The 26428-nt window shown below is 61.4% G+C and carries 27 protein-coding genes; 7 read left to right on the forward strand and 20 right to left on the reverse strand.

What is annotated here, in order from left to right; all coding sequences use genetic code 11:
• Positions 1-180: 180 nt before the first annotated feature.
• The 5 genes from queC to AC2S2E_RS01110 form a co-directional block, all read right to left on the reverse strand.
• Positions 181-879 carry a 7-cyano-7-deazaguanine synthase QueC gene (queC, locus tag AC2S2E_RS01090; RefSeq protein WP_486523425.1) on the reverse strand — a complete coding sequence of 233 codons (699 nt, stop codon included), beginning with the start codon at positions 877-879 and terminating at the stop codon, positions 181-183.
• 41 nt (positions 880-920) lie between these two features.
• Entirely contained in the window at positions 921-1790 is an 870-nt protein-coding gene (gene hslO, locus AC2S2E_RS01095; protein WP_476104309.1) for an Hsp33 family molecular chaperone HslO, read from the reverse strand.
• Between the two features lie 8 nt (positions 1791-1798).
• Entirely contained in the window at positions 1799-2725 is a 927-nt protein-coding gene (argF, locus tag AC2S2E_RS01100; RefSeq protein WP_486524653.1) for an ornithine carbamoyltransferase, read from the reverse strand.
• Positions 2725-3915: an acetylornithine transaminase gene (locus tag AC2S2E_RS01105; RefSeq protein WP_486523426.1), complete on the reverse strand. Its 1191-nt coding sequence runs from the start codon at positions 3913-3915 to the stop codon at positions 2725-2727. Before AC2S2E_RS01105 ends, argF begins: the two co-directional genes overlap by 1 nt.
• Before the next feature lie 265 nt (positions 3916-4180).
• Complete coding sequence (locus tag AC2S2E_RS01110) at positions 4181-4948, reverse strand: cold-shock protein (RefSeq protein WP_486523428.1); 768 nt, start codon at positions 4946-4948, stop codon at positions 4181-4183.
• 316 nt (positions 4949-5264) lie between these two features.
• On the opposite strand from AC2S2E_RS01110, the gene AC2S2E_RS01115 reads away from it, so the two are divergent.
• On the forward strand, positions 5265-5693 hold the full coding sequence (locus AC2S2E_RS01115) for a protein tyrosine phosphatase family protein (protein ID WP_486523429.1): 429 nt from the start codon (positions 5265-5267) through the stop codon (positions 5691-5693).
• 194 nt (positions 5694-5887) lie between these two features.
• Here the strand turns inward: AC2S2E_RS01115 and AC2S2E_RS01120 are convergent, their stop codons facing one another.
• The 9 genes from AC2S2E_RS01120 to rpmI all read right to left on the reverse strand — a co-directional run bounded on the left by AC2S2E_RS01120 (position 5888) and on the right by rpmI (position 15809).
• Complete coding sequence (locus tag AC2S2E_RS01120) at positions 5888-7300, reverse strand: ammonium transporter (protein ID WP_476104313.1); 1413 nt, start codon at positions 7298-7300, stop codon at positions 5888-5890.
• Between the two features lie 29 nt (positions 7301-7329).
• Positions 7330-7668 carry a P-II family nitrogen regulator gene (locus AC2S2E_RS01125; protein ID WP_168603000.1) on the reverse strand — a complete coding sequence of 113 codons (339 nt, stop codon included), beginning with the start codon at positions 7666-7668 and terminating at the stop codon, positions 7330-7332.
• Positions 7669-7937: 269 nt separating this feature from the next.
• Complete coding sequence (locus tag AC2S2E_RS01130) at positions 7938-9482, reverse strand: peptide chain release factor 3 (protein ID WP_486523430.1); 1545 nt, start codon at positions 9480-9482, stop codon at positions 7938-7940.
• 59 nt (positions 9483-9541) lie between these two features.
• Positions 9542-10426 carry an aldose 1-epimerase family protein gene (locus AC2S2E_RS01135; protein WP_486523431.1) on the reverse strand — a complete coding sequence of 295 codons (885 nt, stop codon included), beginning with the start codon at positions 10424-10426 and terminating at the stop codon, positions 9542-9544.
• A gap of 79 nt (positions 10427-10505) precedes the next feature.
• Positions 10506-12893, reverse strand: coding sequence for a phenylalanine--tRNA ligase subunit beta (pheT, locus tag AC2S2E_RS01140; RefSeq protein ID WP_486523432.1), 2388 nt, complete (start codon positions 12891-12893; stop codon positions 10506-10508).
• Between the two features lie 12 nt (positions 12894-12905).
• On the reverse strand, positions 12906-14018 hold the full coding sequence (pheS, locus tag AC2S2E_RS01145) for a phenylalanine--tRNA ligase subunit alpha (RefSeq protein WP_486523433.1): 1113 nt from the start codon (positions 14016-14018) through the stop codon (positions 12906-12908).
• A 101-nt stretch (positions 14019-14119) separates the two neighbouring features.
• Positions 14120-14983 (reverse strand): helix-turn-helix domain-containing protein, encoded by an 864-nt coding sequence (locus AC2S2E_RS01150; RefSeq protein WP_486523434.1) that lies wholly within the window; start codon positions 14981-14983, stop codon positions 14120-14122.
• Between the two features lie 246 nt (positions 14984-15229).
• Positions 15230-15592: a 50S ribosomal protein L20 gene (rplT, locus tag AC2S2E_RS01155; protein WP_476104319.1), complete on the reverse strand. Its 363-nt coding sequence runs from the start codon at positions 15590-15592 to the stop codon at positions 15230-15232.
• 13 nt (positions 15593-15605) lie between these two features.
• Positions 15606-15809: a 50S ribosomal protein L35 gene (gene rpmI / locus AC2S2E_RS01160; RefSeq protein WP_476104320.1), complete on the reverse strand. Its 204-nt coding sequence runs from the start codon at positions 15807-15809 to the stop codon at positions 15606-15608.
• Between the two features lie 261 nt (positions 15810-16070).
• Between rpmI and AC2S2E_RS01165 the strand changes: the two genes are divergently transcribed.
• Complete coding sequence (locus AC2S2E_RS01165; RefSeq protein ID WP_486523435.1) at positions 16071-16253, forward strand: (2Fe-2S)-binding protein; 183 nt, start codon at positions 16071-16073, stop codon at positions 16251-16253.
• A gap of 75 nt (positions 16254-16328) precedes the next feature.
• Positions 16329-16808, forward strand: a complete 480-nt coding sequence (bfr, locus tag AC2S2E_RS01170) for a bacterioferritin (protein ID WP_476104322.1) — start codon at positions 16329-16331, stop codon at positions 16806-16808.
• 8 nt (positions 16809-16816) lie between these two features.
• Here bfr and AC2S2E_RS01175 read toward each other — a convergent pair whose 3' ends face one another.
• Both AC2S2E_RS01175 and AC2S2E_RS01180 read right to left on the reverse strand, forming a co-directional pair.
• A complete protein-coding gene (locus tag AC2S2E_RS01175) occupies positions 16817-17290 on the reverse strand; it encodes a gamma-glutamylcyclotransferase family protein (RefSeq protein WP_486523436.1) in 474 nt (157 codons plus the stop codon).
• Entirely contained in the window at positions 17238-18038 is an 801-nt protein-coding gene (locus AC2S2E_RS01180; protein WP_476104449.1) for an inositol monophosphatase family protein, read from the reverse strand. The genes AC2S2E_RS01175 and AC2S2E_RS01180 overlap by 53 nt, the downstream gene beginning before the upstream one ends.
• Before the next feature lie 281 nt (positions 18039-18319).
• Here AC2S2E_RS01180 and AC2S2E_RS01185 point away from each other — a divergent pair, with 281 nt between their 5' ends.
• Positions 18320-19156 (forward strand): helix-turn-helix transcriptional regulator, encoded by an 837-nt coding sequence (locus tag AC2S2E_RS01185; protein ID WP_486523437.1) that lies wholly within the window; start codon positions 18320-18322, stop codon positions 19154-19156.
• 79 nt (positions 19157-19235) lie between these two features.
• Here the strand turns inward: AC2S2E_RS01185 and AC2S2E_RS01190 are convergent, their stop codons facing one another.
• The 4 genes from AC2S2E_RS01190 to AC2S2E_RS01205 form a co-directional block, all read right to left on the reverse strand.
• A complete protein-coding gene (locus tag AC2S2E_RS01190; RefSeq protein ID WP_476104325.1) occupies positions 19236-20171 on the reverse strand; it encodes a ribose-phosphate pyrophosphokinase in 936 nt (311 codons plus the stop codon).
• 163 nt (positions 20172-20334) lie between these two features.
• Positions 20335-21312, reverse strand: coding sequence for a class II fructose-bisphosphatase (gene glpX, locus AC2S2E_RS01195; protein WP_486523438.1), 978 nt, complete (start codon positions 21310-21312; stop codon positions 20335-20337).
• A 255-nt stretch (positions 21313-21567) separates the two neighbouring features.
• Positions 21568-22938, reverse strand: a complete 1371-nt coding sequence (locus AC2S2E_RS01200) for a homoserine dehydrogenase (protein WP_486523439.1) — start codon at positions 22936-22938, stop codon at positions 21568-21570.
• A gap of 79 nt (positions 22939-23017) precedes the next feature.
• Positions 23018-23722, reverse strand: coding sequence for a hypothetical protein (locus AC2S2E_RS01205; protein WP_486523440.1), 705 nt, complete (start codon positions 23720-23722; stop codon positions 23018-23020).
• 648 nt (positions 23723-24370) lie between these two features.
• On the opposite strand from AC2S2E_RS01205, the gene AC2S2E_RS01210 reads away from it, so the two are divergent.
• The 3 genes from AC2S2E_RS01210 to AC2S2E_RS01220 all read left to right on the forward strand — a co-directional run bounded on the left by AC2S2E_RS01210 (position 24371) and on the right by AC2S2E_RS01220 (position 26420).
• Positions 24371-24901, forward strand: coding sequence for an energy transducer TonB (locus AC2S2E_RS01210; protein ID WP_476104329.1), 531 nt, complete (start codon positions 24371-24373; stop codon positions 24899-24901).
• Between the two features lie 93 nt (positions 24902-24994).
• Positions 24995-25744 carry a MotA/TolQ/ExbB proton channel family protein gene (locus tag AC2S2E_RS01215; protein ID WP_476104330.1) on the forward strand — a complete coding sequence of 250 codons (750 nt, stop codon included), beginning with the start codon at positions 24995-24997 and terminating at the stop codon, positions 25742-25744.
• A 139-nt stretch (positions 25745-25883) separates the two neighbouring features.
• A complete protein-coding gene (locus tag AC2S2E_RS01220; protein ID WP_486523441.1) occupies positions 25884-26420 on the forward strand; it encodes an ExbD/TolR family protein in 537 nt (178 codons plus the stop codon).
• Positions 26421-26428: the final 8 nt, after the last annotated feature.

The following is a 26428-nucleotide window of genomic DNA, read 5'->3' on the forward strand; positions in this document are numbered from 1 at the left end:
ATGGCACTCGTTGCCGGCGTCTTTATTGTGGCTCCAGACGTGCGGATGTCCATCTTGGCCATGGGGTCACCCATGAGACCGCATACGTTGACGCAGACTGATCAGAACACTTCAAAATCCCCCTTGCAGACGGGGCGGGCCATACGTTTTTTGGGTCTATAAATCTGAAATGGCCAACTTCTACTTCACAGCGTAGCGAACCTTATCCTCAAGGCCTGCTTCGGCAAAACCGGCCAAGCGCAGTCGACAGCTATCGCACAAGCCACAGGCTGCGCCATCGGGCTGCGGATCGTAACAGGACCAACTCATGCCCACATCCAGCCCAAGCCGGTCTGCTTCACGGGCAATGTCGGCCTTGCCCAAAAACTGCAGCGGAGCATGGATGGTGAACTCGCTACCCTGATCGCCCGCCTTGGTCGCCAATCGCGCAAGTTCAGTGAAACCAGAGATAAATTCCGGTCGGCAATCAGGATAGCCCGAATAATCCAGCGCGTTGACCCCGATGAAGATGTCAAGTGCCCCGACAGCCTCGGCCCACGCCAGCGTGAGCGAAAGGAACACAAGATTGCGCGCCGGGACATAGGTCACCGGAATCCCCGGCTCCAACCCATCCTTGGGCACATCAATATCATCCGTCAGCGCCGAACCGCCAAATTGGCGCAAATCAAGCGGCAAAACCACATGCCTTGCCGCGCCCAATTCCTTGGCCAGCACACGCGCAGCATCGATTTCGCAGCTATGACGCTGGTTATAGTCGATGGTCAGCGCATAAATTTCATAGCCAGCCTCGCGCGCCAGCCCAGCCGACACCATCGAATCAAGCCCACCCGAGAGCAGGACGACCGCCTTGCGGCCCGGAGAAACAGGAATTTGGGTCATATCCATCTCATTGCGGCAAGGCCGATCAGGCCCGCAACACCTTACATCGAAATCGGGAAGAGCTTAGAGCAAAAGGCACAATCGATAATGATCGCGCCATTTTCGTCTCGCATTTCCGCTAAATCGCCCTCGCCAAACCGCGACAGGATCGAACGATAGTGTTCTTCGCTGCACCGGCATCCACGCTTGAGCGGTGCATCTTCGGAAACACGCACCTCGCTCTCTTCGTGGAAAAGTCGCCAAACCAACTGATCCAGCGCCAAATCGCGATCAACCAGTTCAGCGTCCCGTGTCGAACCGGCCATCACCGCCACATGTTCCCAATGCGGATGATCGAGCTGCACATGTAAGCGAGCGCGCCCCTCCTCACCATCGGGCAAATGCTGAATCAACAGGCCGCCAGCAACACAATGCCCGCCTTCGTCCGAGGTCGCTACACGGATCAGCGTCGGGACCTGTTCCGACTGAATGAAATACGCTTGACAAGCCTCCGCCAGAGAATCGCCCTCAAGCGGCACAACTCCCTGATACCGCTGCCCCGTTACGGCCAGGTCGAAGGTAATCGCCAGATAGCCCTTGCCGAACAGATCATGCAGTGTCGGATTCGGCCCAAGCTTGGCCAGACGCTCCTCGTCATGGCGAGCATAGCCGCGCACCTCGCCATTGCGATAATCACAGACCAACAGATCGACGACGCCATCCTGCGTCTGCGCCTGCATGGTCAACTGGCTATCCTGATCCTTGAGCAAAGATCCCATCAGCGCACCCAGCACCAGCGCCTCGGCCAGCAGCTTGCGGATCGGCGGCGGATAATCATGTGCCGATTGCACGAGGTCGAGCACGGGGCCAAGGCGAACCGCCCGCCCCCGTGCATCACGCGACGGAATGGTGAAGTGCAGAACGCAATCCATGCCGTCGCTCACAACTGTCCAAAGGCCCAGCGCAGAACCGACTTCTGGGCATGAATACGGTTTTCCGCCTCATCCCAGACAACGCTTTGCGCGCTGTCGATCACGCTGTCGGTCACTTCCTCGCCGCGGTGCGCGGGCAGGCAGTGGAGGAACAAAGCCCCCGGTGCCGCCTGCGCCATCAGCGCGTCATTGACCTGATAGGGCTCCATGGCCTTGATCACGGCCTCGCCGCCCGGCTGCCCCATCGAAACCCAGGTGTCCGTCACCACCACCTGTGCGCCGCGGGCTGCTTGGGCGGCGTCCTGCGTAAAGGTAATCTTGGCGCCGCGCGCCTCGGCTTCCTTTACAAAAGCTGCATCCGGTTCAAAGCCCTTGGGCCCGCCAACGCGAATGTTGAACTTCAGCAGGCCGGCCGCCTCAATCAGCGAATGAAGCACATTGTTGCCATCGCCCAGCCAGGCCATTTCCATGCCCGGCAAAGCCGCACCGCGTTCCAGCAACGTCAGCAGATCGGCCATGATCTGGCACGGATGCGAAGCGTCAGTCAGACCGTTGATCACCGGAACATCGGCATAATGCGCCAGTTCCTCGATCTTGGCGTGATCATTGGTGCGGATCATGATTGCATCAACCATGCGGCTCAGAACACGGGCCGTATCGGCAATGGTCTCGCCCCGGCCCAGCTGCATGCCGCCCGCGTCCATGACGATCGCGCTGCCGCCCAACTGACGCATCGCCATGTCAAAGGACACCCGCGTCCGGGTCGAATTTTTTTCAAAAATCATCGCCAAAACATGCCCGGCCAAAGGCGCGTCCGCATCGGCCTGCCCCTTGGTCCAGCCAATGCGCGCCCGCTTGCGATCGAGCGCATCATTGAGCATCGCGACGACCGCGTCACCTCCCGCATCAGAAAGGTTCAGGAAATGCCGAGCCATCATGCCACCTCTTCAGGCTGATAGCTGGCCGCAGCGGCCGACAGCTTTTCCATGAATTCGTCGATATGGCTTTCATCAATGACCAACGGCGGCAGAATCCGCATGGTTTTGTCGCCCGCCGAAACGCAGAGCAATTGATGATTGTCGCGCAGATGCGCCACGAAAGGCCGCGGCTCAACCTTCATCTTCAGGCCGAGCATCAGGCCACGCCCGCGCACCAGTTCAAACAGATCGGGATAATTACCGATGAACTGTTCCAGACGGCTGGTCAGCTTGGCACCCATGTCGCGCACATGCGCCATGAATTCATCGTTGGCCACCGCGTCAAGCACCGCATTGGCTGCCGCCATCGCCAGCGGATTGCCGCCATAGGTGCTGCCATGCGTGCCTGCGACCATACCGCGCGCCGCCTTTTCGGTGGCAAGGCAAGCGCCCACGGGGAATCCACCGCCGATACCCTTGGCCGTCGCCAGAATGTCGGGCACGACGTCAAACTGTTCATAGGCATAGAAAGTACCGGTCCGCGCCACGCCGGTCTGCACTTCATCGAAAATCAGCATCAGGTCATGCTCGTCGCACAGCGCCCGCAGAGCCTGCAGGAACTCCTCGGTAGCCACCTTGACACCGCCTTCACCCTGAATCGGTTCGATCAGGATACCGCCCGTATTGGGACCGATCGCAGCCTTCACAGCTTCCAGATCACCGAAATCGACATATTTGAAGCCCGGCAGGATCGGCAGGAAATTCTTATGCATCTTTTCCTGATTCGACGCCGAAATCGTCCCCAAAGTCCGGCCATGGAAGGCTTCCTTGAAGGTGATCAGTTCATATTTGTCGAGATTACCGATCTGCTGATGATAGGCCCGCGCCGTCTTGATCGCGCATTCCACGGCTTCCGCGCCCGAATTGGTGAAAAACACCGTATCGGCAAAGGTCATTTCAACCAAGCGCTTGGCCACGCTTTCCTGATGCGGGCTGCCATACAGGTTCGACACATGCATCAGCGTTGCAGCCTGCTGCTGAATCGCTCCGATCAGGCCTTCATGGCTGTGGCCCAACAGATTCACCGCAATACCGGCCGCAAAATCGAGATATCGGCGACCGTCCTCGCCAATCAGATGGCAATGCTCACCACGCACCGGCCGAAAGGCGGTCCGCGGGTAAACAGGCATCAAAGGCGAAATGGTCATCGATATTTCCTTTGCATTCCAGACGGCTCCAAAAGCGAGGAGCCTGTTTTCATTCCAGACAATGTTCAGCAGAATTTTCCGAGGCAACCGGAATTTTCCGAAACAGCTGCAAACGCGAAATGGCGGCGGCCCGAACCGATTCGTTCGGACCTGCCGCCATTTGCGCGCGTTTATGCTGTCGCCGCCTTTGGGTCAAACCTGTCCGTAAAGGAAATCAGATTTGACCCACGAAGGCCATGCGTCCTCTATTGCAAGAGGTTCGGGATCAACCCTGACGCGGCGAGAGGTTGACCGCCGAGTACTTGCCTCGTCGATCGACTTCGATGTCGAATTCCAGACGGTCGCCTTCGTTGATTTCACGAAGACCCGAACGTTCGACCGCGCTGATGTGCACGAAAGCGTCAGGCTGGCCGTCATCACGCGTGATGAAGCCGAAGCCCTTCATCGCGTTGAAAAACTTGACCGTGCCGGTTGCCTTTTCACCGGTCAGCTGGCGCTGGGGAGCAGCGGGTTCGCGCTTGGCGACCGCGATCACATCACCCACCACCGACAGATCGCTGGCCGACACTTTGCCGCCACGATCCACCAGGGTGAATTCCAGACCCTGACCTTCGGCCAGACCTTCAAGACCGGCGCGTTCGACCGCGCTGATGTGCACGAACACATCTTCGCCGCCGTCTTCACGCTGGATGAAGCCGAAACCCTTTTGAGCGTTGAAGAACTTTACGACGCCCTTGCCCTGGCCAACAACCTGAGCAGGCATGCCGCCGCCGCCACCGCCGCCGCGCGGGCCGCCGAAGCCGCCACCGCCGCCGCCGCCGAAGCCGCCGCCACGCGGGCCGCCGCCGAAGCCACCGCGATCGCCGCCGCCGAAGCCGCCACGTTCACGACCGCCACCGAAACGGTCGCCGCCGCCAAAGCGATCACCGCCGCCAAAGCGGTCGCCACCACCCATGAACGGATCAAAGCTGTCTTCGCCGAACCCGTCGCGCTTGTCTCGGCCCCTGCCGCGACGCCCTCTATCAAAACCCATAAAACCGAAAGTACCTTCGCTTCGCCCTGATCCAAATCGCGTGGCACGTGGACGAAACGCACCAAACGACAGGGCAAGCAGCCACGCACAGCGCGTAGCCCTTTCCTCTGCACTTTAAGGCATATCCTAAATTCCAAGGCATGGCGAATAGAATCGCGTCCAAATCCAAGAATATCCGAAAAAAGTGCTGCAAGTGCGCGACTCATCCACCTCCCATAAATCCTCGCTTGTGCGATCCATTCCCGATTGGCAGAGCGATTCCAGCCAATTGGCGCGGCACATTCGCCAACGCGCCTGCCTTGAACAGGAGACATGCATGTTCCGCCAGATTTCCGAGCGCGTCTGGGCCAGCCCGCAAATCAGCCTTGCCGATGTCGAGGCCGCTGCGGCGCAAGGCATCAGCCTGATCATCAACAACCGCCCCGAAGGCGAAAGCGATGACCAGACGCCGGGCGATTCCATCGCGCAGGCCGCCGCCGCCGCAGGCCTTGGCTATGTCGCCATCCCCGTCACCCACGCCGGTTTCAGCCAGGCGCAAGTCACGGCCATGGTCGATGCGCTCAAGGGCGATGGCAAGATCCTGGCCTATTGCCGCTCAGGCACCCGCTCGACGCTGCTCTGGTCGCTGGCTCAGGCCAGCCTTGGCGCTGATCTGAACGAAGTCACCGCGCAGGCCGCCGCCGCCGGCTATGATGTCAGCCCGGTTCGACCGCTGATGGACATGCTGGCTGCACAGGCTCGCTAATCTATCAGCTAAAACGCAAAAAGGGTCGGGGTTCGCTCCCCGGCCCTTTTTTGCTGCCCTGCGCGCATAAAAAAGGGGCCGGAGCGGCTGGCTCCGGCCCTTTGTTAGTTTGTCGTTCGCAGGAGGAACATCGGTAGGCGGAACCGGGGAGGAAGAGAGAGAGGAGAAACCCCAGCCCCGCCAAACTTTTAAATTCACATGTTGTAGGCGCGTTCGCCATGCTCGGTGATGTCGAGGCCTTCGCGCTCGGCTTCTTCCGAGGGACGCAGACCGATGGTCTTGTCCAGAGCGATGAACAGGATCGCCGAACCAACACCCGAGAGAACCAGCGTCAGGACGACGGCCTTGATCTGGGTGATCACCTGACCAACCATGTCATAGGTGCCGGCCTTGGCGGGGAATACGGTGTAGTCCACCCAGCCCTGACCGCCCAGCGAGGGGTCGGCAACGATGCCGGTGCCGATGGCGCCGACGATACCGCCGATGCAGTGCACGCCGAACACGTCGAGCGTGTCGTCATACTTCAGCTTGTTCTTCACGGTCGACACGAAGAAGAAGCAGATCGGCGAAACGATCAGACCCAGAACGATCGAGGTCATCGGAGCCGCAAAGCCCGAAGCCGGCGTGATGGCAACCAGACCAGCCACAGCACCCGAAGCAGCGCCCAGCATCGAGGGCTTGCCATGCTTGACCTGTTCAACCAGCGACCAGCTGACAGCGGCGGCGGCGGTGGCGACGAAGGTGTTGATGAAGGCCAGCGAGGCCAGACCATTGGCTTCCAGATTCGAACCGGCGTTGAAGCCGAACCAACCAACCCACAGCAGCGAGGCGCCGATCATGGTCATGGTCAGCGAGTGCGGCGGGGTGGCTTCCTTGCCATAGCCTACGCGCTTGCCGATCACGAGGCAGCCGACCAGGCCAGCAATACCGGCGTTGATGTGCACAACCGTGCCGCCAGCGAAGTCCAGAGCGCCCCAACCATAGAGCAGGCCAGCATCGGCGGTGTTATCCGACAGGAAGTCGGGACCGGCGAAGTACCACACCATGTGCGCCATCGGGAAATAGATGAAGGTCAGCCACAGCACCGTGAAAATGATCAGCGGGGTGAACTTCACGCGTTCTGCAAAAGCACCCACGATCAGCGCCGGCGTGATGCAGGCAAAGGTCATCTGGAAGATGACATAGGTGTATTCAGGCAGATAGACGTTGTTCGAGAAGGTGGCCGCATAGGTGCTGGCCGAAACGCCCATCAGGAACGCCTTGGAGAAGCCGCCAACAAAGGGCGAACCGCCGGTGAAGGCCATCGAATAGCCCCAGCACACCCACACAAGGGCGGCCACCGAAACGATCATGAAAACCTGCATCAGCACGCTGAGCATGTTCTTGGTGCGGACAAGACCGCCATAAAACAGGGCCAGAGCCGGGATGCTCATCAACAGCACCAGCACCGCGGACACGAGCATCCAGGTGTTGTCGCCCTTGTTGACCATGGTGGCCATCTGTTCGGCGGTCGGCGCCTTGATCGGCGCGGCCTGCGCAAAAGCGGTGGTGGCGGCAAAGAGCGATGCGCCCAAAGCCCCAGCGCCGCAGATCATCTTGCGGATCATAGTGGGTTCACTCCTAAGGCTGGCACCGCTCACAGGGCGGTATCCCCGGTTTCACCGGTGCGGATGCGGACGGCCGAGGCCAGGTCGAGCACGAAGATCTTGCCATCGCCGATCGCTTCGGTGCTGGCGGCCTGCTGGATGGTTTCGACCACGCGCGGCGCCAGTTCGTCGCTGGCGGCGATCTCGATCTTCACCTTAGGCAGCATGTTGGTCGAATATTCGGCACCGCGATAGATTTCGGTCTGCCCTTTTTGCCGACCAAAGCCCTTCACTTCGGACACCGTCAGACCGGCGACCCCAAGTGCGCCGAGAGCTTCACGCACCTCGTCGAGCTTGAACGGCTTGATGATGGCGATGATGAACTTCATGCCTATCCCCTATTAGCCCACCGGCCCTGCGCCGGCATGCCAATAGGGATTGCAAGGGGCGTGCCAATTCATCGCTTCTTGAGATTTCGGTTCATCTCGGCGCGAATTGGCATCATCTGGCGGATAAATCATCGGACACCGCGCCCGATTCCTATGCATCTGCTTAAAATTTAGGCAGGCATTTGACCCTAAACGCGCCACGCCCAAAAAATTGCGCGCCAGAACCGGGGTTCCGACGCGCAATTTTTATCCAGCGATGATACCGACCCTTACCGCTCCTTGGTCGCGGAAAAGGTCAATTCGGGATTGCGCTCCTGCTGATACGAAACGTCCCAGACCGAGCGCGCCATGAACACCGGATCGCCATCGCGGTCCTTGGCCAGATTGGCGCGGTTGAATTCGGCAAAGTCAGACAGGGCCTTGGCATCGCCCTTGACCCAGCGCGCCGTGTCAAAGGGCGCCGGTTCGAGCATCGCCCCGACCTTATATTCCGCCTCCAGCCGCGAAATCAGCACGTCGAGCTGAAGCTGGCCCACGACGCCGACAATCCATTGACTGCCGATTTCGGGATAGAAAACCTGAATCACGCCTTCTTCCGAGAGATCGTCCAACGCCTTGCGCAATTGCTTGGTCTTGGTCGGGTCCTTCAATTGCACGCGGCGCAGGATTTCCGGCGCAAAATTGGGCAGGCCGGTGAAGCGTACCTTGTTCGTTTCCGACAAAGTATCGCCCACGCGCAACGTGCCGTGGTTGGGAATGCCGATAATGTCGCCCGGCTGCGCCTCATCGGCGATTTCGCGGTCCTGTGCAAAGAACAGGATCGGCGAATGCACCGCAATCGGCTTGCCCAAAGCGCTGGGAGTCAGTTTCATGCCGCGCTTGAACGTGCCCGACACCAGACGCATGAAGGCGATACGGTCGCGGTGCATCGGGTCCATATTGGCCTGCACCTTGAAGATGAAGCCCGTCACCTCGCCGCCCGAAGGGTCGATTACGCCAGCCTCGCTCGGCTGGGGCCGCGGCGGGGGCGCAATGCGGGCAATTGCCTCGATCAATTCGGCCACGCCAAAGTTTTTCAGCGCCGAGCCAAAGAACACCGGCGTCAGATCGCCGTGGCGATAGGCCTCTAGATCAAATTCGGGATAGCCCGCCTGCCCCAGTTCGATCTCCTCGGCAAATTCCTCCGGCACCGGCTCGTGATCGACCTTGCCCAGAAATTCGCGGCTGTCGCCCTCGGGACGGCTGATGCGACCGCTGTTCAGGTCAAGGATACCCTCAAACTGGCCGCCCATGCCCACCGGCCAGCTCTGCGGTGAAACGTCCAGCGCCAGCGCATCGGCCACTTCGTCAAGAATCTCGAACACCGGGCGGCCTTCACGGTCCACCTTGTTGACAAAGGTGATGATCGGCACATTGCGCATCCGGCACACTTCAAACAGTTTGCGCGTCTGCGGCTCGATGCCCTTGGCCGCGTCAATCACCATGATGGCCGAATCCACCGCGGTCAGCGTGCGATAGGTATCCTCCGAGAAATCCTCGTGCCCCGGCGTGTCGAGCAGGTTGAAGGTGATATGCCCCAGCCCTTCGAACTCGCGGGCAAAGGTCATCACGGATGACGTCACCGAGATCCCGCGCTGCTGCTCGATCTTCATCCAGTCCGAACGCGCGCGCCGCGCCGCGCCGCGCGCCTTCACCTCGCCCGCCAGGTGGATCGCGCCGCCGTTCAGCAACAGCTTTTCGGTCAGCGTGGTCTTACCCGCGTCAGGGTGCGAGATGATGGCAAAGGTGCGGCGTGTGGCGTAGGCTTGATTCATGGTCGCGCGCTTACATGGCGCGGGGCTTTTCGTCTATCCCGCGCTTACGCCCTTGGCGTCTATCCCGCGCTTACCATCACATCCATGCGGAACCTATGTACTTCACCCGACGGCAACAGGATAATCCCTGGCTTGGCACTGATCTCGCCATCGAAACCTTGTGGATCGGCATGGCCCGCCCATGGCTCGATGCACAGATAATGCGCGCCCGGCACCTGCCACAGGCCCAGATCCGGCGTATCGGGAAAGGCCATATCAAGCGCGGGGCCTTGCGGAGAAACATAGCGCAGCGCCCGGCTGGCCATATCTTTCCAGATCATCGCGTCCTGATCAAACAGCCCTTCATGCAGCGCCAATTCGCGCCCCACCACCGGCGTCGCCTCACCCTCGGGCAGGAGCTCGCCTGTGGCCTTGCTGACCCGGCGGACAGGCCCCGGTTCGTCTGCGGCGAATATGATCCGATGCGCGGTCTTTTCACCTCCGCCCGGCAAAGGCCATGCAAAGGCCGGATGATAGCCAAAGCTGAAAGGCATCACTCCATCGCCGCGATTATGCACTGTCGCGGCCATATGGAGCGTTCCGCCAGCCAAATGGAACGCCATCTCCAAACGGAAAGCAAAGGGGTAAACCTCACGGGTCGCCTCGCTATCCTCCAGCGCGAAAGTGACGGCATCCTCGCTCTGCTGAACGATGGCAAACAGATTGCGCCGCGCAAATCCATGGCGCGGCAGGGCATATTCGCGCCCTTCATGGCGGAACACATTGCCCGACAGAGCGCCGACAATCGGGAACAGCAAAGGCGCGTGGCCGGTCCAATAGGCCGGATCGGCGTCCGTCATATACTCTCGCCCCGCCCCATCGCGCAGCGAGCGCAGTTCAGCCCCCAGAGGATGGATCAGCGCGCTCCATTCGCCCGAAACGATACGTACCAGATTCTCGCTCACGCCATTCCCCATATCCGGCCCACAAAAAAGGCGCCGCGAGAATGCCCGCAGCGCCCTTTTATCTCAAGCCCTTAAAGCCTTAGCCGCGCAGAGTTGCCCCCTGCTTGGCGGCGGCGGCCGTCACCTTGTCGGCAATCGCCTTGAGGTCGGCTTCATTATAGCTCTTTTCCGTCGGTTGCAGCGTCACCTCGATGGCCAGCGACTTCTGACCTTCGGGCACGCCTTGGCCCCGGAAATCGTCAAAGATGCGGGCCGCGATGATATTCGCCTTATCCGCACCCTTGACCGCGCGCAGCAGATCGCCTGCGGGAAGCTCGGCCTTCACAAGGAAGGCAAAGTCACGCTTGACCGCCTGCAAGGCCGGGGGCGCATAATTGACGCGGGCAAAGCCTGATGCGCCCTTCTTGCCCGGAATGGCGTCGAGGAAGATTTCCGCCACCGCCACCGGGCCATCAAGGTCAAACGCCTTGGCGGTGGTGGGGTGCAACATGCCAAACCGCGCCAGCACATTTTTTGGCCCAAGGCGCAAGGTGGCTGACTGGCCGGGGTGGAACTGCGCGCCCGCCTCGCCCATGATTTGCAGATTGTCCACCGGCGCCCCCGCTTCGGCCAGCAGGGCCAAAGCCTCGGCCTTGGCGTCAAAGGCGTCAAACGCCTGCGCCTTGCCCGTCGCCCAGCCGCGCGGGGTCTTGTCGCCCGCCAGCACCACGGCCAGCGTCAGCCGCTCCGCCCCCTTGCCATTGGCATCGCGCAGATAGCGGCGACCAATTTCAAACAGACGCAGCGAAGAGCCCCCACGCGCCAGATTGCGCTTGGCCGCCGAAAGCAGGCCGGGGATCAGGCTGGGTCGCATGACCTTGAGGTCTTCGCTGATCGGATTGGCCAGACGCCAGAGCGGGCCTTCGGCAAAATGCTCCGCCTCGCCCTCGGGCAGGAAGGACCAGGTGATCGCCTCGTTAAGGCCCCGCGCAGCGGCGGCGCGGCGAAGGCGGCGCTCCAATTTCTGCACCGGGGTCGCGGTCGGCTTGGCCACGCCATCCTCGCGGGGCAGAGGCACGCTCTCGATCCCGTCGAGGCCGTGGATACGCACCACTTCCTCAACAATATCCGCCGCGCCATCGACATCCGGACGCCAGCCCGGCACCGTCACGGCCCAATCGGCACCCACGGCAAAGCCCAGCGCGGACAGGATGCGCTTCTGCTCGTCCCCGGCAATTTCCACCCCGCCCAGCTTGGTCACCAGCGCGGGATCGAAGGCAACCACCTTGGGGGTCGCAGGCGCTGCACCGGCGCGCACCACTTCGCTGGCCTCACCGCCGCAAATCTCAAGGATCAGCCCGGTCAGCAAATCAAGCCCGGTTTCAAGGAAGGCCGGGTCCACCCCGCGCTCAAACCGCGCACGAGCGTCCGAGGTCAGGTTCAACGCCCGCCCCGTCGCGGCAATCCGCTCCGGCGTGAAATAGGCGATTTCCAGCAGGACATCGGTCGTCCCCTCGCTGCACCCTGAATGTTCGCCGCCCATGATCCCGGCAATGTCATGCACGCCCGCATCATCGGCAATCACCGTCATCGTGTCGGTCAGATCATAGGTCTTGCCATTAAGCGCAAGGCACTGTTCACCCGCCACCGCGCGGCGGGCAACAACCGCGCCCGACAGCTTGCCCAGATCATAGGCATGGGCCGGGCGGCCATAGGTCAGCATCACATAATTGGTGATGTCCACCAAGGCCGAGATCGGGCGCTGACCCGCAGCCTTGAGCGCGGCCTGAAGCCATTCCGGGCTGGGGCCGTTCTTCACGCCCTTGACGGTGCGGCCATAAAAGGCGGGGCAACCATCGGTATCCTCGGTGCGGATTTCGACCGGGCAAGGGTAAGAACCGGCAATCCCCGGCGCGGCAATCGGCTTCAACGTGCCCAGACCAGCGGCGGCCAGATCGCGCGCGATGCCATAGACGCCCATGCAATCGGGGCGGTTGGGCGTGACCGAAATGTCGAACACCGGATCGGCGCCGTGATATTCGGCAAAGGCGGTTCCGACCGGCGCGTCTTCGGGCAATTCGATGATGCCGTCATGGCCTTCACCCAATTCCAGTTCGCGCATCGAACACATCATGCCGTTCGATTCGACGCTGCGCACGGCGGCGACTTTCAGCACCATGCCATTGGCCGGCACCACCGCGCCGGGCAGGCCCAGCACGCCGATCAATCCGGCACGCGCATTTGGCGCGCCGCAGACGACCTGCAAAGGCGCACCCTCGCCAGTGTCCACCGACAGCACCTGCAACTTATCCGCATTGGGGTGGCGCTCGGCGGTCAGGATGCGCGCAACGCGAAAGCCCTTCAGCTTTTCCGCCGGGTCCTCGATGCCTTCAACCTCAAGGCCGATGGCGTTCAGCTTGCCCGCGATCTGTTCGACGGTGGCTTCGGTTTCCAGATGGGCCTTCAGCCACGAAAGAGAGAATTTCATTGTTGCCGCCCCTTATGCCTGTACGCCAACGCCGCCCGAAAGGGTCGGCACATCAAGGCCGGAAAAGCCGTAATGGCCCAGCCAGCGCGCATCGCCATCAAAGAAGGCCCGCAAATCGTTCATCCCATATTTCAGCATGGCCAGGCGATCGACGCCCACGCCAAAGGCAAAGCCCTGCCACTGGTCCGGGTCATAGCCCCCAGCAGTCAGCACATGGCGGTTGACCATGCCCGACCCCAGCAGTTCCATCCACGAATGGCCCGGCGCATCGCCCGAACCGCCCACCACGCGGCGCCCGTCGACATAGGAATAGCCGGTGTCGACCTCGACGCTGGGTTCGGTGAAGGGGAAATAGGACGGGCGCAGGCGCAGCACGATATCGTCACGCTCAAAGAACGCCTTGAGCATGGTTTCCAGCGTCCATTTCAGATGCGCCAGAGTAATGTCCTTGCCGATCACCAAGCCTTCGACCTGATGGAACATCGGCGTGTGGGTGGCGTCGCTGTCGCTGCGATAGACGCGGCCCGGCGCGATGATGCGCAAGGGCTTGTCGCCCCCTGCGGCCAGCATCGCGCGGATCTGCACCGGACTGGTATGCGTGCGTAGCACCATGTCCTGCTCGGTCTCATAACCGCTGGCGGCCTTGTCGATATAGAACGTGTCATGCATCGCGCGCGCCGGATGGCTTTCCGGCATGTTGAGCGCGGTGAAATTGTGCCAGTCGTTCTCGATCTCCGGCCCGGTGGCGACGGCAAAGCCCAGATCGGCAAAGATCTCGGCCAATTCGTCCATCACTTGGCTGACGGGATGCACGCTGCCACGCGCGCTTTCGGGCGCGGGCAGGGTCAGATCGACCGTCTCGGCGGCCAGCTTGGCTTCGAGCGCCGCGCTTTCGAGCGCCGCCTTCTTTTCGGCCAGCGCATTCGTCACGCCTTCGCGAAGGGCATGGATTTTGGGGCCAGTCGTCTGGCGCTCCTCCGGGCTCATCCCGCCCAGGGTTTTGAGCAGGCCGGAGATCGAGCCGCTCTTGCCCAGAAACGCCACGCGCAGCGCGTCGAGCGCGTCCAGATCCTGCGCCTTTGCAATGCTGTCGAGCGCCTGTGCGCCGAGACTTTCGTAATCCATGCTATGTCCGTTTGCTGATGGGCGCGGCATCCGGCCATGCGCCTGCACCTGCGCCCGTTCCAACGCCCTTTAGGGCGGTGCGCGCCCAAGTTCAACCAAGTTCAGCCTTGCGCGATTTTCCGGCGCGGCGCGCTGGCCGCTGCCTCCATAGGGCGCGCGGGTGCGTGGGCGGCCAGACTGGCTCCCTGCGGCCCGTCCAGCGCCTGCACCGCAGCCCCGGCAATCCGCGCCCGTTCACGCATGATCGCCTCGATGATGGGATGGGGGATCTTGGCATATTCACGCGGGGTCATGCCCATGAATTGCCGAAACTCACGCACGAACTGGGCCTGATCGTGATAATGCCCATCCAGCGCGCCGATCCATTTCAGCGTCGGGTCCAGAATGAACTGGGCAAGGCTGCGCATGAACCGTTGGCGGCGCAGCAGAAGCTTGGGCGGAAAGCCGAAGGATTGCAGGCAAATCCGCTCGACCGTCCGCGCGCTGATCCCGCTCCTTTGCGCCAGATCGGCCACCGTCGAAACCGCCGGATCGACCAGCGCGGCATGGATCGCCTGCACGCGAATATCGTCGGCCCGCCCATGGCCCAGGCGCGACAGGAAAAACTGGCCAATGCGCGCCAATTCGCCCTCAACATCGGTTTGCGGGCCAAACAGAGTTTGAGCCAGAGGCAGGAAGGAGGAGAATACAGGATGTTGTGCCCCATCCAGCAAGGCATCCGCCATAGCCGTCGCCGATACACCGACAAATTTGTCCCAGCCCAGCGGCAAAAGTCCAACGCCCCAGATCCGGCAAGCACCAACCTCAAAACGAACAGCCTGACCGCTCGGCCCGGTGACCGCGAAATGGCAATCGGAAATGCTGTGGCCCGCCGGATTTTGCGCCACCAGCGGCGCGCCCGATGCAAAGCGCAAATTGCGCCCATTCCGGGTGAAGGTGATCGACAACCCTCTCGCCCGGTTCAAGGTCGATTTCGGCCAGATAGAAGGATGTGAAATAGCGCGCCAGTTCCGCAGGAGGGGCGAAAAACCGTGCACGGACGGCCGAACCGTGTGTCATTGTCACCCCCCTGTTTTTGTTATGCGCGCCGGGGGAAGAGTGCCTTATCGCAGACCTGAATGCAACGTCACCTTGGGAATGCGGGCAACAAAAAAGGCGCGAAAGGCTGGATTTCAGCCCCTCGCGCCTCTTTGTCCAAGTCTGCGAACCGCTTAGGCGGCAGGCAGAGCAGCCTTGGCCTGAGCCAGAACAGCCGAGAACACGGCCGCTTCGTTCAGAGCCAGGTCGGCCAGCGACTTGCGATCGAGTTCGATGCCAGCCAGCTTGACGCCGTTGATGAACTGCGAATAGGTCAGGCCTTCGGCGCGAACCGCAGCGTTGATACGCTGGATCCACAAGGCGCGGAAGGTCCGCTTCTTGACCTTGCGGTCGCGGTAAGCGTACTGACCGGCCTTTTCAACGGCCTGACGAGCAACGCGGATCGTATTCTTGCGACGGCCGCGGTAACCCTTGGCCTGTTCCAGAATATTCTTGTGCTTGGCGCGGGTGGTAACACCCCTCTTGACACGTGCCATACTTCAGTACTCCTCAGTTCAGCCCGTAGGGCGCCCACTTCTTGATCACCTTCGCATCGGCGTCGCTGATCACTTCGGTGCCGCGGTTCTGACGGATGTACTTCGCGTTATGGCTGATCAAACGGTGACGCTTACCAGCGACGCCATGCTTGACCTTGCCATTGGCGGTGATCTTGAAGCGCTTCTTCACACCGCTCTTGGTCTTCATCTTGGGCATTTTCATCTCCTTGATCTAGCGGTCCGTCCCGCTTGCCGTGGCAGCCCTTGATGGCCAGGCAGGCGAGCGAATCTGTCTGGCGACAAACCCTCCGAACCGGTTGAAGGGGCGCGCCTTAGGGGCAACGCCGGGCAAATGCAAGCGCCTTGGCGGCGTGGGTGTCTATATCCTTGATGCAGCGCGTTTTTGCGAATGATCCGCAAAAACGCTTGCTATTGCGAACGCGTCGCATTAAAAGCGAATCACTCTCTTTGGAGCCGAATGTCGATGTATATCTGCATCTGCAATGCCCTTCGCGAAAAGGATCTGCGTGCCACCGCCCGCTGTCATGCCGGCGATGCCGAAACGCTCTACAACCGCCTTGGCTGCCGCCCTCAATGCCGCCAATGCCTTGAAGACGCCGACCAGATCGTGAACGAGGAACGCAGCAGCGTCCCGGCCTGACGCTCGCATTCTATTTGCCTCCTGGGCCTCCGGCGGGTTAGTCATACCCCCCTCACTACCCGCCGGAGAGTTCCCATGAAGGGCGACGCCAAAGTCATCGAATTCCTGAACAAGGCGCTCTATAACGAGCTGACCGCCATCAACCAGTACTGGCTGCATTTCCGCCTGCTGGACAATTGGGGCGTGCACAAGCTGGCCCAGTTCGAGCGCCACGAATCGATCGACGAAATGAAGCATGCCGACCTTCTGGCCGACCGCATCCTTTTTCTCGAAGGTCTGCCCAATTTCCAGCATCTGGGCCGCCTGCGCGTGGGCGAAACGGTTGAGGAAGTCATCAAGGCAGACCTCGCGCTGGAAATGGACGCGATCCCGCTGCTGAAAGAGGCGATTGAATATGCCGAAAGCGTGCGCGATTTCATCAGCCGCGACCTGTTCCAGAAGATCCTGGAAAGCGAGGAAGAACATGTCGACACGCTGGAAAAGCAGCTCGACATGATCGAGCGCATGGGCATCCAGAACTATATCCAGCTTAACAGCGAAGCGGCCAAAGACTGATCAGCGCTTTAATCGGCAAAGGCCCGCGCCCGGCGGGCCTTTAGCCAAGCTGCAAAATCCCCCCCGGCAATCCGCATGGCCCCGCGCGGCAAAGCGCCTCGCCAGATATAGGCCTGCGCCCATTGCGTCCCGGCCATAACCCTGCGCCGCCGATAATCACACCCTTCATAGGCATCGAGCCGCGCCAGCGCCCGCGCATCAAACCCGGCCCCCGCACGATAGATCACACCACGCACGGACCCCGCCCCCGGAACCAGCGCCGGATACCATCCCCGCCGATCAGGCACGGCATAAAGCCGCCCCCGAACACAAGCGGGCCGCCCCGCCTCCAAAAGAGTATGGGCGGCCCGTTCATGCCGGTTACCGCTGCCCGCGATCAGCGTGCCATAGAAAAAGAAGTGACGCCCGGATCGCAAAAGCCGACCGGGATCAATGGTCGTGGTGGTGATCGTGGTTACAGGCCAGTGCCTCGACCACATCATCCTGACGCGCCGGATCGCCCATCGCCAGCACGTGCCCGGTCGAACCGGCATGCAGCGGATCGCCGTTCCAATCGCACATCAAACCGCCCGCGCCCTCAACCACCGGCACCAGCGCGGCCCAGTCGTGCAGTTTCAGCCCCGCCTCGCAAATGATGTCGAGATGGCCGCTGGCCAGCATGGCGTAATTATAGCAATCGCCGCCCATCACCATCCGGCGATAATCGGTCTTGGCCGCCAGAGCCATGAAGTGCTCGCCCTCATGGTCGCTGAAATAATGCGGGCCGGTGGTGGCAATGGTGGCATCGCCCAATTCGCGGCAGCGGCGGGTGCTGACCGGCTGGCCATTGAGCAAGGTCTTGCGGCCCGAGGCGCCCACCCAGCGTTCACCCGCAATCGGTTGATCAATCACGCCCAGCACCGGCCAGCCTTCGACCACCAGCGCGATCAGCGTGCCGAAAATCGCGCGCCCGGCCAGAAAACCCGCCGTGCCGTCAATCGGGTCCAGAACCCAGCTGCGGCCCGACGTGCCCGCCGTAATGCCATATTCCTCGCCAATGATGGTGTCGTCGGGGCGTTCGGCGCGCAGGATCGCACGCATCGCTTCTTCGGCGGCCTGATCGGCAAGAGTGACAGGGCTGGCGTCCTCCTTGCGTTCGCTGGCCACGCCAGAGCGGAAATAGGGGCGGATCGCCGCGCCTGCCGCATCGGCAAGACGTTGGGCCAGATCAATGTCAGCGTCGAGGTTCATTTTCATAGGGCGGCTTGTGCCTCTGCTGGTGGGGTACGGTCAAGCCAATGGTCAATCTTGACGTTCAATATCGCATGACAATCGGTTGACAAAAGGTGATGCAGGCGAAATTGAAACAATAAGTTTCCGTAAGTACGCCTTACGGCATAAATCAAAAGTTGGTCCAAAATTATATGCTAAAACCCACCAAACCTGCGCTCGATGCGGCGGTCACCCCGCTCGCAGGTCGGTCGAGTCAAGGCCAACCACTTTCATTTAATCGCGGACCAGCAGCCGATTTGGTGCCTTGGGTAGGCCGAATTTACGTTACGCCGGTTAAATTGCCACCTGATTACTGCCTTGTTTCTGGCATATTCAACGACACTTCTATGGTCCGCATCCAATTAGGCGGGGAATGGACCGCTCATTCGGCCGACGGGATCGTCCATCATGGCCGTTCTGCCCTGATCTTTGGGCCGCAGACCAAGCTTATGCCTATCACGGTGAAGGGCAGCTTCACCTCGATCGGCTATGCGCTCAAACCCGGCGCGGGCTATGCCCTGTTCGGGCGCAGCGCACACGAAATGGTCAACCGGCTAGTCCCGCTTGAACATTTCGGAATCGACAGCGCAGATACGCTGGCCGCCTTTGAACATGTCGATGATCCCGCCACGATTGCCAATATTCTTGAGCGCAGATTTCGCGATCTGGTTGAAAAGCTTGGCCGCCCCCACCCCAGCCCGATCAGCGCGGCTTTCGAGGCGCTCAGCTTTATCAACCCCAACGCAAGCATTGCCGAATTTGCCGAGGAAATGGCCATCAGCATGCGCCAACTGGAGCGGATCATCCGCCGCGACTTTGGCATGCCGCCCAAGCAGGTCATGCGCCGCGCCCGCGCGCTCGACATGGCCAGCCACCTGCACGGCGTGGCGGATGAGGCCGAGGCCGAGGAACTGATCCTGCGCTATTTCGATCAGGCGCAGATGACGCGCGAATTTACCGAATTGTTCGGCGTCACCCCGCGCCGCTTTGTCAAAACGCCCAATCCGCTGCTGACGCTGGCGCTGGAATCGCGCCAGGCCAAACGGCTGGAGGCGCTGGAACGCGTGCCGCCAGGCGGCAGCCGCCCATGGCAATAGGCAAAAGAAAAGGCCGGGCGGACCTGTTGAGGTCACACGCCCGGCCTTGATTCTTCGGGCCACTAACGCCCGGTCGTTATCAGTCGAACAGGCTCGACACCGAGCTTTCATCCGCAATACGACGGATCGCTTCACCAATCAGCGGCGCGATGGTCAGGAGACGGATCTTGTCCGACTTCTGGGTTTCTTCGGTCGGCAGGATCGTGTCGGTGATGACCAGTTCCTTGAGCGCCGAATTGTTGACGCGCGACACCGCCGCGCCCGACAGAACGCCATGGGTGATATAGGCGGTGACCGAAGCGGCGCCTTCATCCATCAATGCCTGCGCGGCGTTGCACAGCGTGCCGCCCGAATCGATGATGTCGTCGATCAGGATGCAGGTGCGGCCCTTCACGTCGCCGATGATGTTCATCACTTCCGATACGCCGGGCTTGTCGCGACGCTTGTCGACGATGGCCAGAGGAGCGTTGTTCAAACGCTTGGCCAGCGCGCGGGCGCGCACAACACCGCCAACGTCGGGCGAGACAACCATCAGCCCGGCATCGCCATTGCGCGCCAAAATGTCGGCGGCCATCACGGGCGCGGCAAACAGGTTGTCGGTGGGAATGTCAAAGAAGCCCTGAATCTGACCAGCATGCAAATCGACCGCCAGAACGCGGTCGGCGCCCGCAGTCGTGATCAGATTGGCCACCAGCTTGGCCGAGATCGGCGTGCGGGGGCCGGGCTTGCGGTCCTGACGAGCGTAACCGAAATAAGGGATCACGGCGGTGATACGCTTGGCCGATGCGCGACGCAGCGCGTCGATACAGATCAGCAGTTCCATGAGATTGTCATTGGCCGGATAGGCCGTCGACTGGACGACAAAGACGTCCTCGCCGCGCACGTTTTCATGGATTTCGACGAAGACTTCCTCGTCGGCAAAGCGGCGCACGCTGGCATCCGTCAATTGCAGTTCCAGATAGCCCGCAATCGCGCGCGCCAGCGGCAGGTTACCGTTACCGGCAAGGATCTTCATCTCGCGTATCTCCACTGCACGCGGCATGAAAGACTCACCGCCGCGTAGCTTCCCTCCCGCGCGCCTCTAGCCAAAGCTGGCAGGAATGCAAGGTTTGCGGACATGCAAAAGGGGACAGACCGCGCGGCCTGTCCCCTTTCGTGACATTTCACCGCAGAACGGATTATGCCCGACGATCGCCCTTGACCCAGCGCACAGTGCCCGTGCTGGCGCGCATGACGACGCTTTCGGTGGTCATGCGGCCATTGCGCAAGCGCTTGACGCCCTTGAGCAGCGAACCATCGGTCACGCCGCTGGCGGCAAAGATACAGTCGCCCTTGGCCAGCTCGGTCAGGTCATAGATCTTGTTGAGATCGGTGATGCCCCATTTCTTGGCGCGGGCCTTTTCATCGTCATTGCGGAAGACAAGGCGCCCCTTGAACTGGCCACCAACACAGCGCAGCGCGGCGGCGGCAAGGACGCCTTCGGGCGCGCCGCCCTGGCCCATATACATGTCGATGTTGGTTTCTTCGGTGTTGGTGGTGGCGATCACGCCCGCCACGTCGCCGTCGCCAATCAGATAGACGCCGCAACCCAGCGCGCGCAATTCGTCGATGAGATCAGTGTGGCGGGGACGGTCCAGCACGCAGACCACGATATCTTCGGGCGCCACACCCTTGGCCGCGGCCACCGCCTTGACGTTCTCGGTCGCGCTCTTGGCCAGATCGATGATGCCATCGGGGTAGCCCGGCCCCACGGCCAGCTTGTCCATATAGGTATCAGGCGCGTTGAGGAGCCCGCCTTCCTCGGCAATGGCCAGAACGGCCAGCGAGTTCGGGCCAGCCTTCGCACAGATCGTCGTGCCTTCCAACGGGTCGAGCGCGATGTCGATCTTGGGGCCGGTGCCCAGCGCCGCGCCGACCTTTTCACCGATATAAAGCATCGGGGCCTCGTCGCGCTCACCCTCGCCGATCACCACGGTGCCGTCGATGTACAGTTCGTTGAGCTTTTCGCGCATGGCTTCGACGGCGGCGGCGTCGGCGGCCTTCTCGTCGCCTCGCCCGATCAGCTTGGCCGAAGCGATGGCCGCCGCTTCGGTCACGCGGACCATTTCAAGCACCAGAACGCGGTCGAGAATCTTGCTGGCAGGAGTAGCGCTCATAATCTGTCCGATTCCTTCCGGGGTTTGGGCCACCCTGTTGGCCCCGTTTTTCGCCAGTGTGAATTCTGGTTGTGAATACCTATGCAGGCTTGTCCGCTTACCTATGCAAGATCCGATTGTCGAGCCGACAAATGCCGCAAACGCAAAGCCGAGGCCGCAATTGGCCCAACATACGAACCCAGCCCCGCACCGAACAAAGAAAAACGCCGGAGGACATGCCCCCGGCGTTCCAATTGCCGTACAAATGAAGCGTTTTTACGCGCCCAGAATCTGCATCACCAGCGGCTGGCCCACCAGACTGGGCGAACCTTCGAGCAGGGCCAGCGCCTTGGCGACGGCGGCTTCGGGCACCTCATGGGTGACGATGGCGACGATGACCGCGCCGTCCTTACTGGCCTGACCTTTCTGGATCAGGCTTTCGATCGACACGCCCGCATCGCGCATCGCCGCGGTGATTTCGGCCAGAACGCCCGGACGATCCGCCACAAGGAAACGGATATAGGCGCGGCCCAGACGATGGCCTGCAGGGGCGGGCGCCATATCTTCCAGACCACCCACAGGAATCGAGAAGGCCATGTCAGCCTCAAACCCGGTGTCCATGCCGCGCGCGATGTCGATCAGGTCAGCCACCACCGCCGAAGCGGTCGGACCATCGCCCGCGCCCGCGCCCTGAAACAGCAGGCGACCGGAGAAATTGCCTTCAACCACGACCGCATTGGTCGGGCCATCAACATGGGCCAGCAGATTGTCGAAAGGCACCAGATGCGGCGCGACGCGCTGGAATAGGCCGGGGGCGCCATCGGGCCCGGCATCGGCCTCGGCCGTGCCGATCAGGCGGATGCAATAGCCCAGCGAATCCGCCTGGGCGATGTCGGCGGCCAGAATGCGGCTGATGCCCTGCGTATCGACGCTGCCGAAATCGATCTTGGCGCCAAAGGCAATGGCCGAGAGGATCGAGAGTTTGTGCGCGGCATCGATACCTTCAATGTCAAAGGTGGGGTCGGCCTCGGCATAGCCCTTGGCCTGCGCCTCGCTCAACACTTCGGAGAAGTCGCGGCCCGTGTCCTCCATCGTGGACAGGATATAATTGCAGGTGCCGTTGAGGATGCCATAGATCCGCTCGACCCGGTTGGCCGCCGCGCCTTCGCGCAGGCCCTTGATGACCGGGATGCCGCCCGCAACCGCCGCCTCGAAACGCATGGCCACGCCCTTGGCTTCGGCTTCCTTGGCCAGAGCCATGCCGTGATGGGCGATCATCGCCTTGTTGGCCGTGACCAACGCCTTGCCATGGCGAATCGCATTGCGCGCCAGCGTCAGCGCCGGGCCATCAGACCCGCCGACCAATTCAACCACCACGTCGACATCGTCGCGCGCGGCCATCGCGGTCATGTCATCTTCCCACGCATAGGGGGAAAGATCCACGCCGCGATCCTTGCCGCGATCGCGCGCCGACACGGCGGAAACCTTGATCGGCCGTCCGGCGCGACGCGCAATAAGATCGGCATTGGCCTCCACCAGTCGAATGACGCCCGCGCCCACCGTGCCAAGGCCGGCCAGCGCAATGCGCAGGGGCGTCTTGCCGGATTGGGGCGAAAGAGCGGCTTGATCGACAGTGTTGGTCATCATGGGGTCCCTGAATTTGGCGTCACGCGCCGGGGCGCTTTGGACCCTGCGCCACTAGGCGGCAATTGGCGCGTCAGCAAGCCTATTTGCCCGGTTTGGCTATATCGCCGCCCCACGAAACCCGCGTGCGCGTGCAAGGCCCCAGATCACGGCGAACCAGCAGATAGTCGGCCACCGCCTGATCCTTGTCCGCCTGTGTTTCGCCCAGATTGGCCGCAGCAGGCAGCATTTCGGGCAGCGAACAGGCCAGACGATACCATTGCAGCGAATCCTTGGCCGGCGGGGCGTTGGCGACATCGACCACTTCGGAGAAGGACGCGCTCCAGCGCGAAGGCTGGTTGGGCTTGTGCTGAATGATGATCGCGGCGGGTGTCCCCTTGGCCGTGGTCAGGAAGATTTGCGTCTCGCCTTCCCCCGCCAGATCGCCCTGTTGATAAAGCGCCATGTTGATCCCGGTGATATGCGGCGGCGAATCAGGCGCGGCCAGATCGCTCAAAATCTTGCGGACCTGCGCATCGAGCGGCTGGCTCCAAGGCAGTTGTGAATCGGGGGCGACAAGCTGGATATCAGCCCCGCCATCGGCGGCAGGACGGGCAAAAAGCAGGACCATCTGCTTCTTTGGATTGGGAATTTTGTGTCGCGAATCAAGCCGGACATCGGCAAGATAGCGAATATTGGTCGAAACCGAGCCCTTGCCGCTCAACAAATCAATGCCCTGCGCCTCAAAATAGGCCCTTTGCACCGGTGTAAAGGGCGAAGCATCCCTTGGCAGGGGGATCGGAATCACTTTTTTCAGCTCTGCAAAAACGACCAAAGGCGATGATTCGGCCAGACCAACGAGGTCAGCATACGATTGTACGACATTTTGCGTAACGGGCTCCTGAGCCCCTGCACAGACCGGAACAAACAGCGGCAATAGAGCCGCAAAGCAAGCCGATTTTCTATGCCGGATGCCTTGAAACATCGCGGAAAACTCCGAAAAAATCGCCATTGGCGCATAACCCCTGCATTGGGCCCCTAAGGGTCCCTGTTAGAGACACCTTAACACAAATGAATTTTGCCTGAACCCTACCCCTATGCGCATAAGACGTTGCGCCGAGTCTGCAAGGTGGTTAGGATTGGCAAAAAAGCGGACCCCCAACAAAGGGGGCCGATGCGTTCGCCAAAAGCCCGCACATAAGGCATTTGGCGAATATCCGGTAAATCCGGCAGGGTGGATATGAGCTTTTCCCCATGGGCCTCGTCTTCGGACGCGGTTTGTGGTCGGCCCGGGGTTTGCCCGGGTGTTTGTATGGAGTGATGCGTCTGAATGGCCTACGCTGATCAACAATTGAGCGGTAATCGCCTTACCGCCATTATCATCGTTGCCTTGATTCACATCGTCGTTGGTTATGCCCTGGTCTCTGGTCTCGCCTACTCGGCAGCTCAGAAGATCATGAAAAAAGTAACGACTGTCGATATCAAGCAAGAGGAAGAACCGCCGCCGCCGCCGCCGCCGCCGCCGAAGGACGCTCCGCCACCGCCGATCGTCGCTCCGCCGCCGCCGGTGAACGTGGCGCCCGTCAGCGCGCCTGTGATCGAAACGGTTTCGGTTGCTCCGCCGCCGGCGCCGCCTGCCCCTGTGCTGGCTCCGCCTGCACCTGTGGCACCGCCGCCGCCGCGTTTCCAGCCCGTCGGTGCTGCCCCCAAGGGCAACCCCGCCAACTGGGTAACGCCGGAAGACTATCCTTCGCGTCCTCTGCGTGAAGGTGTGCAGGGCACGACCGGTTTCCGTCTGACCGTGGCGCCTGATGGCCGCGTGTCGGGTTGTGAAATCACGGCCAGCTCGGGCAATGCCGAACTGGACGCTGCGACCTGCAAGTACGCCACCAGCCGCGCGCGCTTTGCGCCCGCCAAGGATGGCGAAGGCCAGCCCACCACCGGCGTTTATGCCAATCGCGTGAAGTGGGTCATCCCGAAGGACTGAGCCACACTCCCCAGGGGATTGCGGCATTGGCGCCCGGTCCCTTTTGTAAACGATCTATTTCTCTATTCGAGAGCCCTTTGAGAGGACCATCGCATGCTTATTGACATTCTGACCGCCGCTGCTGGCGCGGCTCCCCAGAACAAGTTCGGCTTCAAGGAAGCCCTGGAACAGGGCGGCCTGATCGCTCAGTCGACCGTTGCCATCATGGCGATTTTCTCGTTCGGTTCGTTCTTCGTGCTCTTCACGCGCTGGTCGGACCAGTCCAAGATCTTCAAGCAGTACAAGGCTCTGGGCACGTTCTGGAAGGCCGGTTCGCTGAAGGAAGGCGCTGCCAAGCTGGAAAAGACCAGCCCGTTCCGTGACATCGTCGAAGCCGGTATCCTGGCCGAAGAAAACCACGGCAAGATGGCCGACAGCCTCGAAGCCCACGACTGGGTCCACTCGTCGCTCGCTCGCACCGAAGCTTCGATCGGCGCTTTCCTTGCTCGCGGCCTGCCCTTCCTCGCCACCGTTGGTTCGACCGCTCCGTTCGTGGGTCTGTTCGGTACCGTGGTCGGCATCTACCGCGCTCTGATCGCCATCGGTCTGGCCGGTTCGGCCTCGATCGACAAGGTTGCCGGTCCCGTGGGTGAAGCTCTGATCATGACCGCCATCGGTCTGCTCGTCGCTGTGCCTGCCGTGCTTGCCTACAACTTCCTGCAGTCGCGCAACAAGCGCATCAACGAACTGCTGACCGGCTTCTCGGCTGACGTTCTGGCCTACATCAACTCGAAGGGCGCCATCAAGCCCGTCGTGGCTGCTGCCCCGGTCAAGGCTGCTCCGGCTCCTGCCGCCAAGAAGTAAGACATGAGGTTGTATCCGGGTGGCCAGCCTGCCCGGATGCTACGGGGCGCCATACACAGCATGCGGTATGGTTCCCCGGTCCTCCCCTCCCCCCAATCCCTCCTCTCGAAAGAGGGCATTGCAAGAGTAGGATCATAACATGGCAATGTCTGTTGGCGGCGCGGGCGGCGAAGAAAAGCCGATGTCCGACATCAACACCACCCCTCTGGTGGACGTGATGCTGGTGCTGCTGATCATCTTCCTGATCGCAGTTCCGGTTGCGATCCAGACGATCCAGAAGCTTAAGATCCCTGTGATGGTTTCGCAGGAATCGAAGGATAAGGTCGAAAACCTGCTGATCTCGGTCAGCACCACCGACGCTGCTGGTCGCAGCGCCGGCGACCCCGGCTTCGAAGGCGCGTCGCGTGGTGGCGAATGCCGCATCTACTTCAATAACGTCACCCCGGTCGACTCGACTGAACTGTTCGACAAGGCGTTCAAGCGTCTTGACGACATCATCAAGCGCGAAGGTGGCGCAGAGGCTCTGCGTGATAACCCCGAAAAGGTGCCGCAGGTTCACGTTCGTGCCGACGTCGAAGCGCCCTGGCGCTGCGTCGCTGGTGCGATCTTCAACGTGCAGCGCGCGGGCTATCCCACGGTTGGCTTCATCTCGAACCCGGTCGATCCGAACGGCTGATAAGCCCT

It is taken from the genome of Novosphingobium sp. 550D (assembly GCF_057401885.1).

What these genes read in the sequence shown, in the direction of transcription:
- AC2S2E_RS01130 (WP_486523430.1), bottom strand. Translation starts at nt 9,482, where the DNA reads ATGAATCAAGCCTACGCCACACGCCGCACCTTTGCCATCATCTCGCAC.
- AC2S2E_RS01210 (WP_476104329.1), top strand. Translation starts at nt 24,371, where the DNA reads ATGAAAAAAGTAACGACTGTCGATATCAAGCAAGAGGAAGAACCGCCG.
- bfr (WP_476104322.1), top strand. Translation starts at nt 16,329, where the DNA reads ATGAAGGGCGACGCCAAAGTCATCGAATTCCTGAACAAGGCGCTCTAT.
- glpX (WP_486523438.1), bottom strand. Translation starts at nt 21,312, where the DNA reads ATGAGCGCTACTCCTGCCAGCAAGATTCTCGACCGCGTTCTGGTGCTT.
- queC (WP_486523425.1), bottom strand. Translation starts at nt 879, where the DNA reads ATGACCCAAATTCCTGTTTCTCCGGGCCGCAAGGCGGTCGTCCTGCTC.
- AC2S2E_RS01200 (WP_486523439.1), bottom strand. Translation starts at nt 22,938, where the DNA reads ATGATGACCAACACTGTCGATCAAGCCGCTCTTTCGCCCCAATCCGGC.
- AC2S2E_RS01110 (WP_486523428.1), bottom strand. Translation starts at nt 4,948, where the DNA reads ATGGGTTTTGATAGAGGGCGTCGCGGCAGGGGCCGAGACAAGCGCGAC.
- rpmI (WP_476104320.1), bottom strand. Translation starts at nt 15,809, where the DNA reads ATGCCCAAGATGAAGACCAAGAGCGGTGTGAAGAAGCGCTTCAAGATC.
- AC2S2E_RS01175 (WP_486523436.1), bottom strand. Translation starts at nt 17,290, where the DNA reads ATGATGTGGTCGAGGCACTGGCCTGTAACCACGATCACCACCACGACC.
- AC2S2E_RS01180 (WP_476104449.1), bottom strand. Translation starts at nt 18,038, where the DNA reads ATGAACCTCGACGCTGACATTGATCTGGCCCAACGTCTTGCCGATGCG.
- rplT (WP_476104319.1), bottom strand. Translation starts at nt 15,592, where the DNA reads ATGGCACGTGTCAAGAGGGGTGTTACCACCCGCGCCAAGCACAAGAAT.
- AC2S2E_RS01115 (WP_486523429.1), top strand. Translation starts at nt 5,265, where the DNA reads ATGTTCCGCCAGATTTCCGAGCGCGTCTGGGCCAGCCCGCAAATCAGC.
- pheT (WP_486523432.1), bottom strand. Translation starts at nt 12,893, where the DNA reads ATGAAATTCTCTCTTTCGTGGCTGAAGGCCCATCTGGAAACCGAAGCC.
- AC2S2E_RS01190 (WP_476104325.1), bottom strand. Translation starts at nt 20,171, where the DNA reads ATGAAGATCCTTGCCGGTAACGGTAACCTGCCGCTGGCGCGCGCGATT.
- argF (WP_486524653.1), bottom strand. Translation starts at nt 2,725, where the DNA reads ATGGCTCGGCATTTCCTGAACCTTTCTGATGCGGGAGGTGACGCGGTC.
- AC2S2E_RS01125 (WP_168603000.1), bottom strand. Translation starts at nt 7,668, where the DNA reads ATGAAGTTCATCATCGCCATCATCAAGCCGTTCAAGCTCGACGAGGTG.
- AC2S2E_RS01215 (WP_476104330.1), top strand. Translation starts at nt 24,995, where the DNA reads ATGCTTATTGACATTCTGACCGCCGCTGCTGGCGCGGCTCCCCAGAAC.
- AC2S2E_RS01220 (WP_486523441.1), top strand. Translation starts at nt 25,884, where the DNA reads ATGGCAATGTCTGTTGGCGGCGCGGGCGGCGAAGAAAAGCCGATGTCC.
- hslO (WP_476104309.1), bottom strand. Translation starts at nt 1,790, where the DNA reads ATGGATTGCGTTCTGCACTTCACCATTCCGTCGCGTGATGCACGGGGG.
- AC2S2E_RS01120 (WP_476104313.1), bottom strand. Translation starts at nt 7,300, where the DNA reads ATGATCCGCAAGATGATCTGCGGCGCTGGGGCTTTGGGCGCATCGCTC.
- pheS (WP_486523433.1), bottom strand. Translation starts at nt 14,018, where the DNA reads ATGGATTACGAAAGTCTCGGCGCACAGGCGCTCGACAGCATTGCAAAG.
- AC2S2E_RS01165 (WP_486523435.1), top strand. Translation starts at nt 16,071, where the DNA reads ATGTCGATGTATATCTGCATCTGCAATGCCCTTCGCGAAAAGGATCTG.
- AC2S2E_RS01105 (WP_486523426.1), bottom strand. Translation starts at nt 3,915, where the DNA reads ATGACCATTTCGCCTTTGATGCCTGTTTACCCGCGGACCGCCTTTCGG.